This window comes from Actinoplanes sp. NPDC051411, assembly GCF_040682075.1.
In the GTDB taxonomy this organism is placed as follows: Bacteria; Actinomycetota; Actinomycetes; order Mycobacteriales; family Micromonosporaceae; genus Actinoplanes.
Genome location: NZ_JBFBAD010000244.1, coordinates 1 through 7,418, shown reverse-complemented (window position 1 = coordinate 7,418; position 7,418 = coordinate 1). Strand labels below are relative to the sequence as shown.

The following is a 7,418-nucleotide window of genomic DNA, read 5'->3' as shown; positions in this document are numbered from 1 at the left end:
GCCTGATCTTCGATTCATCACGCCGGATTCTGGGGTGCAAACCCCGGGGTTGGGTTTGCGGCCCGGGAGCCGGTGTGATTACCCCTTGGGCAGGCCGCCGGGATGACCCACCACGCCACCCGCAGGGTGGCGCACTGCCGGGTCATCCTGGAGCCTGCCTCGCCGGCGAGGCGCGGGGGTCCACGGGGGCGGCGCCCCCTGGTCGGGCCGAAGGCTATCGGGCCGAAGGCCTGATGCGGCAGTAACCCCAATCACTCACGCACGGTGATAGGGACGGTCGATCCGTTCTGGACGCGCCAGCGGCCAGGATCGGCCGTGCCGGTCCGGCGGGAGCATACGGTCCGTACTTTCGCCCAGGCACGCAGAAGTGATTTTGACGTTTGTTCCGTCGGCGTGCTGATGCTGGCAGCATCGCCGCGATGCCCGGTGCCGACTCCTTACTGGTTGTCGAGCCTTTCGCGGGCTTGTCGAAGGAGACGGTAGGCGGTGGGAAGTTTGATGTTGAGTGCGGCGGCGAGTTGGGTGCCGCTGAGGTCGCCGCCGGCTTGGCGCATGGCGGCGATGGCGTCGTCGACGGTGGCGGCCGGTGGGCCGGGCTTGCGGCCCACTCGACCCGCAGCGGTCTGGCCCGGGCGGTTGTCGAGCCAGTGTGCGATGCGGTGGCGCTTCCAGAAGTATCTCGTGCCGGTCCCGCGGTAGTCCTCTTCGTCGTCGGGTAGCGGTAGGTAGCCGTCGGTTCCTTCGGTCCATGCGGCGCGGGAGTCTTGGACGTAGCGTTTCCACGTGCCTTGGCCGATGTCGGCTGCGCGGCGGAATTCTGTCGCGGGTAGGAGGTCGTCCGGGTCGCCGTCGCGGAGCCATGCCGGCGCTCCGGCTGGTGCATTTTTCTGGGCGAGCCGCTGAGCATAGGCGTGGAGTTCGTCGAGGGGGTACCACTCCCGTCCCTCGAGATTGTCGGTGAGCGGCTCGGGGAAGCCGACGCCGGCGCGGTTGGTCGGTGAGGCGTAGAGGCGGATGGTCTGGTAGGCCAGGCCCGTGACCTCGCTGGCGCCTCGCCGGTCCGTCACGACACGGCCGTTGACGGTACGGGTTTCCATCGGCGGCCTCACCGGTCGGCGGGGTGGATGGCCGGGGTGAAACCCGCGGGCGAACCGCGGGCCGGCAACTCCCCGGCCATCCTTCTCAGAACCCTCACCAGAGAGAGGCGTCCGTGAACGGATGCCGCCACCGGGCAAGGCGTCTCTGATGATACCGGCCGGTGCTGGTTGAGCTGCGGCGGGCGGGCGGCGAGTCGACACGGCGGTTGTCCGATCGGGCGGCGGGGTGTCAGCTGCGCGTTGTCAAGGACCGTAGGCCGGCGACGGCGAGGGCGTTCAAGCCGGCTTGACGGTCGATCTTGGCATGTTCGAGCCACGTGTCGGCGAGTGCGTCGCCGCAACCGATAGTGACGCAGCGGCCGAGTCCCCAGAGGTGTGTGTTGACGGCGAGGCAGGCCGCGGTGAGGGGGTCGATGTCGTTGGCGTACCAGCGGAAGTCCGCCGGGTCGCGGCCGCAGTCACGGATGATCCGCGCGGCGGCGCAGAGCATGGCGCCGGTGCCCGCGGCGGGATCGCATAGTGACGCCCCGGGCGGTGCGTCCTGGATGTCGTCGAGGGTGATGCGGGCGAGCGCTTCCGCGAGGTCTTGCGGAGTGAAGAACTCGCCGCGATGGGTCCTGGCCCGGCGGCTGCGCAGGGTCTGCCGGACCGCACCCAGTAGATCGGTATTGCGGCGGCGCTCGTTGTCGAGGGTGAGGTCGAACAGCCCGGCCCGTACAGCGGCGGAGGTGATGGCATGGGCGCTGATGCGGTGGTCGTCGTCGGGATAGGGATGCAGCCATCCAACCAATGGTGCGGCGCGCACGGCGAGGTCCGGGCGACTGGCGATGAATTTACGCCAGATATCGCGCAGAACGATGGGGAGGCGCTCGGGGGCTAGATGACCGAGTTTCTGGCCCGGATCGGACCGGAGGTCGTCCGCCGGAGTCAGTAGTGCGAGGGCGGCGGTGACCGACAACGGGATGTGTAAGTCGGTGCCGGTGTCGAAGCGCTGGGTCCAGGCATCGGCGATCGCGTCGGCGATGCGGTAAGCCTGCGCGCTGGCGAGCCGGGCTGGCGAGCGTGGGTCTCGTGGCTGGGGCATGATCGAGCCTTCCTGGTCTGGAATATCTGCGGCGCCGGGGCATGAGCGTTCGGATGGTTGCGCCGGATCTCGTCGGACGCGTTCGGCTGGTGCGGTGCCGAACGCGTCGCCCCGGGCCGAACAGGCCCGGGGCGACCGAGGGTTCGCCGAGTTTGGCGTGAGTCGAAGGTCGGATCAGTTGTCGTCGGCGGTGAGTGTGCGACGGACGTGGTCGACGGCGATCGTGTAGCTGGAGGGATCGTTGCGGCGCCGGTGTTGCGCGAGCCTACGGCCAGCGTCGAGGTCCGCCGCCAATCCGCGGGCGTCGTAGTAACGCGCCATGAGGTCGACGTCCTCCTCATCGCGCGGATCGCCGACGGGCCTGCCGGTGATGAGGTTCAGCCATGCGGAGGTGGTGATGGAATAGGCGTTGATCTCGGTGAGCTCGCCCGTCTCGGCGTCGGTGTAGCGGATGATGGTTCCGAGTTGGTGAACGTGGCCGTTGATGGTGACGTAGGCCCGTGGCTGGAAGGCGGCGCGTTCGCCGATGCTGAGAGCGTGCAGATCAGGAAACATGGCAGCCCCTCGTGGAGTTCATTGATGCTGGCGGCATCAGTAGGTCGTGACCGGGGTCGCCCTCCCCCGGTGTTCGCGGGGAGGGCGGCGCGGTCAGTCGTTGGCGAGGTGTTCCCGGGCGAGGGCGAGGTAGATGGGCAGGTTCTCGGCGCCGAGGTATCGCAGCTGCCCTTGAGGCGTGGTCCACGTGCCATTGACGAGCTCGGGAATCTCGCCGGTGTTGCCCAGGTGGTCGGCGACGTCGGTCACCATGCGTTCGAACTTCTCCCACGGCTCGGCATAGCGGCGGCGCGCGAGGCCGCGCAGGGCGTCGTACCGGCGGAGCTGTTGGTCGGCCAGCTGCTCATAGATGCCGTTGAGGCGCCAGAGGGCGTCGCGTTCCGGGGTGATGCCGAGCTCGCTCACCCCGTCGTGCTGAACGTGGTCCTGGCCGTCGAGGTAGATGACGGTGAGCAGGTCGTAGGTGCTGCCCTTTGGCTTGTTCCATGTGGTGTTGCCGCGGCGCGCGTCGGTGGTCTGCGACATGAACCGCTGCTGGCCCTTCTTGGAGCCCTTGGTGGCCGTCTCGACCCAGTAGCGGATCTTGCATCGCAGATGGAAGCTGTACGGGTAGTCGTCGACCTGGTAGGCGGTGTCAGGGCTGGTGTGGCCGTTGAGGACCCGGACGCGCTCGATGGTCTCGGTCATGACGGATTTCTCCCTGGTGGTGAGGTTCTGAGAAGACCGGCTGGGCGGAGTTGCCGTTCCGTCCACCCGCTATGTTTAATGTTACCCCATTAACTGCCGAAGTGCAAGTTGCCGGTCCGTCAGGGTTGGTCAGAAACCGTCGGCGGCGAGGGCTCCGCGCAGTGCGTCGCCGGGCGTCATGTCGTCGTGGTAGGCGTCGGTCCAGCAGTAGTCGGCGAGGTCGAAGATGGATACGCCGATCTGCTTGCGGCAGATGACGTCGGCGGCGAGCAGGAAGCCGGCGTAGTTCTCGTCTCCGCCGGCATAGGCGACGTGCTCGCTGCCGTGCTCGGCGAGGGCGGCTGCGAGCTTGTCGCGCTTGTCCCTCGGGAGGGTTTCGGTCCAGGGCATCGGGTTCTCCGTGGTGGTTGTCGAGGCCGTTCGGGTGGGTGATGCTGGCGGCATCGGGCGCGGCAGCACGGCTGGCGCGGGCTCGATGCCCACGCCGGCCGTTCCCGGCTCAGCCGCCGTCGGTGTCGCGGGTCCAGCGGTGGCCGTTGCCGCATCGCAGGGAGCGGCAGGAGATGAGCTGGAACGGTCCTCGGTCCTCGAAGTGCAGGGTTCCGGCGCATGCCGGGAGACCGCATCGCCAGCAGTCCTCGCCGATGAGTTCGGCCGCGCTGAGGGTGCGGTACCGGTTGTCCTGCTCCAGAGTGAGGGCGTGCCGGGTTCAGGCGAGGACGTCGCCGCAGGTGTCACACGACGCCGTGCTGAACGGGATTTCTTCGCAGTCGCACTGCGTCAGGGTGCGGTCGGTGGGGGTGCAGGTGTCGGCGTGCTCGTCTGCGGGCAGTCCGGGGCTGAGGTGCTGTCCGTTCAGGATGAGCGCGAGCACGGGTGGCAGGTCGGCGGGCCGGTCTGGGTTGAGCTCGTCGTTGGCGACTTTCAACAGGCAGTCGGTGCAGGCCCATACGGTGCCGAGAAACATGGTGGTGTCCTCACGAGGGAGAGAGACAGCTGGCGGCCGGGATGTCTCGCCGGCGGCTTATAGCCGTCGACGAGACTGGGGTGATCAGGCGCTCTGACCGGTGATTGCTCGGTGGGCGGCCTCGGCCAGCAGCTCGGCGAGAGGGCGGTCCAGAGTGAAGCGGTAGGGCGCTTCCTGGTCGTCGACTGTGACGCGGTACTGCGGGATGTTCATGCCGTCGGGGCTACTGGTGATGACAACCGTGTGCTCGGCGACGGTGATCTCGTGGCGGGTCCAGCCGTCGAGGACGGCGGGGGCGCTGTGGGAGAAGCGCCAGAATCCGACGGCGTCGAGCGGCTGGCCGACCTGCTCGGCGAGGTGGGTGGCGATCTTGTAGGTGAACATCACCATTGGATCGCTGATCTCGCCGGGGTCGGCGTGGGGGTCGACGTCAATGCGGGCCGGTCGGTGGTGGATCTGCTCGGTCACGGTTCGCCTTTCGATGAGGTTCTGAGTGCTGCGGTTCGGGGTTGCCGCCCCTTGCCCTGCGTGTTTAATGTCACCCTGTTAAGAGCGCTGGTGCAACCGAGGAAGCCGTTTGGGCGTCGCTATTGGGCGTCGTCGCGGCTGCTAGTGACAGAAAGAACGGCGTGGCCGTGCTTGTCTTCGCGGAGGACGCCGCGCCATCGCAGGTTGGCGGAGAGGTCCGGTGTGCGGTCGCGCAGAGTGTCCAGCGCGGCGGGGTCTTGGTCGGAAAGCGGCTGCCCGCTGTTCATGATCAGATCGGTGATCTCGAAGTCGTACCGATCCTCGCCGCGGATGCTCAGGTGCGCGGAGACGGCGTCGGGATGGCTGCTGCGGATGACGCGCAGGATGGCGGCCAGGTCCGCCCGGTCGTCGGCGTAGGGGTCGCTCGCCTGCTGCTGCGCTGCCACTCGCAGCTCGTCGACCCGCAGTTGCAGCGCGTCCGCGAGTTCGGTGTACGTGCCACCGTAGAGGGCGAGGCCGTCGGCTCCCTCCTGAGAGGTGATGGTGACCCCGACTTCGTCGGTGATCCACGGGTCCGCGGTGAGTTCTCGCAGGGTTGGCGCGGTGTGAACTGTCCACAGGGCGCTACGGAGGTGCAAGAAGTCGATGTTCATGGGTGGTCTGGTCCTTTGCTCGGGGTGGCGTGGTGGGGCCGGTGTAATGGGATAAGGCGGGTGGATCGGTGATGCTGGCGGCATCATCGAGGCCCGCGCGCGCGGATAGTCGGGGTGCGGGGCTGCTCATGATCGCCCCGGACGGTCCCGGGCGCAGGTGCCCGGGACCGTTAGCGGCGCCTATGCGGTCGCGCGCCCGCCCTTTTTGCGCGCGGCGCGGCGGGCCTTCGCCGCGTGGTCGGCGCGGGCGGTGATCTCCGCGAGGGCGGCGGCCAGATCGGCGATGGCCTCGGGGGCGATCGAATCGGGAGATTGGACGACGTGCACGGCGTTGCCGTCGTGGTCGACTCGGACGGCCGTCGTCAAAGCGGGGAAGTGTACGAGGGCGTATCCCTTCCTTTCGATCTGGGCGCTGAGGTTGTCGCGTAAATACTCGGCGGCGTCGCCGGTGGGCATCGGGTCCTGGCATGCCGGGCAGTCGCAACCGACGTTGCAGGGCTCGCCGGCATCGGCGTTGCAGGCGCCGCATGCGGGCTGCCTGTCGAGGGGTAACGGTGCGGTCTGGGAGACATCGAAGCGGCTGTCGGTGCGGAACTTCGGGCGCGAAGGCTTTGCGCTGTCGGTCTCGGCGTCATCGCCGGTGTCGGTGGGAATGTCCTCGTTGGCTGGGTCGCCCTGGTCGCCCTGGTGGGTCTCGCCGGGCCGTTTGGGCTTGCCGATGGGGCGCACGATGCGCATACCGGTTTCGCCGGTCTTGGGGACTCGTCCTCGGCTGAGCCATCCCTTGAACGTGTCGACGTCGGTGAGGGCGATCCCCCGTTCTGCGGCCTGGTTGTGCAGCAGACATTGGTTGCGCAGGGAGTAGCCGAGAATGCGGTAGGACATCGCTCCGCTGGCGGCCTGGTGGATGAGTCGGCGGACCTCGTCGGTGTTCTCGAGGTAGCGGGTCGAATCGTCGTGGATCTGTTCATCACGGCGGCGTGCCTCGGCTGCGGCCTCGGGGTCGCTGCGGCGGCGGGTGTTCGTGCGCGGCACGGGATCTCCATTCGGGCGGGGTTCTGAGTGCCCGGGTGCGGAGGGTTGCCGTCCTCCGCACCCGGTGGTTGCTGTACGACGGTGCGCTGATCCCAGACCGGCGCATCCGTAGTGTCAGATGGGGCAGGAGACGTTTTCGTAGAACATGCGGTCGGTGGTGATGGGACCGAATTCGACGACGTGTCCGGCCTCGGCGAGAGCGGCTTGGTGCTCGAAGCCCTCGTCGATGAATCCGGTCTGCGCTCCGGTGTGGTCGTAGATGATCCATCCCCGCTGCGGGTTGCCGTTGCTGTCGTGCCCCGCGTCGATCTTGACGGCGTAGCGCTGTCCCGTCGGGATCGTGTTGTGCCGGTAGGTCGTCAGGAACGCACTCAGGTTCCGTTCGGCCTGCTCCTGAGAAATCTTCTCGACGTACGATTCGGCTTCCGCACGGCTGTTGAACAGCATCCGCAGACGCCACAGGCAGCCCCCGGCGCGAGTGTGCTCGTGGCTGACGGACGGGAAGGCGCAGCGCTGGCCGTCCTCGGCGGTGGCGACGGCGCTAATCACGCTGTGGGAGGCGTAGTGGAAGACGTGCAGCTCGGTACGGAGCATCGGCGGCACGACGGTCACGACCTCGAAGAATCTGGAAGTCACAGTTTGCCCTTTCGGCTCGGGGTTCTGAATGCCGGGGCTTGGGGTTGCCGTCCCTCGCCCTTGTACATTTAATGTTACCCTGTTAAACGAGTGCAGGCAACGGAAAGACAAGGTCACGCGGGGTTTTTCGGGTTTAGAGCAGCGCCATCCCCTGTGGTGGGTCATCCCGGCGGCCTGATCTCCGATCCATCGCGCCGGATGCCGAGGTGCAAACCCCGGGGTTGGGTTTGCACCTC

Annotated in this window: 10 protein-coding genes; all 10 read right to left on the bottom strand. The window is 67.5% G+C overall.

The genetic code is table 11. The features are described 5' to 3' along the window. Window positions 1-437 precede the first annotated feature (437 nt). Window positions 438-1,109 carry a hypothetical protein gene (locus tag AB0M88_RS52460; RefSeq protein ID WP_364115910.1) on the bottom strand — a complete coding sequence of 224 codons (672 nt, stop codon included), beginning with the start codon at window positions 1,107-1,109 and terminating at the stop codon, window positions 438-440. Between the two features lie 217 nt (window positions 1,110-1,326). After that, entirely contained in the window at window positions 1,327-2,181 is an 855-nt protein-coding gene (locus tag AB0M88_RS52455) for an N-6 DNA methylase (RefSeq protein WP_364115908.1), read from the bottom strand. A 174-nt stretch (window positions 2,182-2,355) separates the two neighbouring features. Further along, window positions 2,356-2,736 (bottom strand): hypothetical protein, encoded by a 381-nt coding sequence (locus tag AB0M88_RS52450; protein ID WP_364115905.1) that lies wholly within the window; start codon window positions 2,734-2,736, stop codon window positions 2,356-2,358. A 93-nt stretch (window positions 2,737-2,829) separates the two neighbouring features. Continuing rightward, complete coding sequence (locus AB0M88_RS52445) at window positions 2,830-3,423, bottom strand: hypothetical protein (protein WP_364115902.1); 594 nt, start codon at window positions 3,421-3,423, stop codon at window positions 2,830-2,832. A gap of 129 nt (window positions 3,424-3,552) precedes the next feature. Next, complete coding sequence (locus tag AB0M88_RS52440; protein WP_364115899.1) at window positions 3,553-3,813, bottom strand: hypothetical protein; 261 nt, start codon at window positions 3,811-3,813, stop codon at window positions 3,553-3,555. Window positions 3,814-4,132: 319 nt separating this feature from the next. Continuing rightward, window positions 4,133-4,390: a hypothetical protein gene (locus AB0M88_RS52435; protein ID WP_364115896.1), complete on the bottom strand. Its 258-nt coding sequence runs from the start codon at window positions 4,388-4,390 to the stop codon at window positions 4,133-4,135. 84 nt (window positions 4,391-4,474) lie between these two features. Continuing rightward, window positions 4,475-4,858, bottom strand: a complete 384-nt coding sequence (locus tag AB0M88_RS52430; protein WP_364115893.1) for a hypothetical protein — start codon at window positions 4,856-4,858, stop codon at window positions 4,475-4,477. A 119-nt stretch (window positions 4,859-4,977) separates the two neighbouring features. Continuing rightward, complete coding sequence (locus tag AB0M88_RS52425) at window positions 4,978-5,511, bottom strand: hypothetical protein (protein ID WP_364115891.1); 534 nt, start codon at window positions 5,509-5,511, stop codon at window positions 4,978-4,980. Between the two features lie 180 nt (window positions 5,512-5,691). Continuing rightward, the gene (locus AB0M88_RS52420; protein ID WP_364115888.1) at window positions 5,692-6,546 is read right to left on the bottom strand and encodes a hypothetical protein; all 855 of its coding nucleotides are present in this window, start codon (window positions 6,544-6,546) and stop codon (window positions 5,692-5,694) included. 114 nt (window positions 6,547-6,660) lie between these two features. Beyond that, window positions 6,661-7,158 (bottom strand): hypothetical protein, encoded by a 498-nt coding sequence (locus AB0M88_RS52415; protein ID WP_364115885.1) that lies wholly within the window; start codon window positions 7,156-7,158, stop codon window positions 6,661-6,663. Window positions 7,159-7,418: the final 260 nt, after the last annotated feature.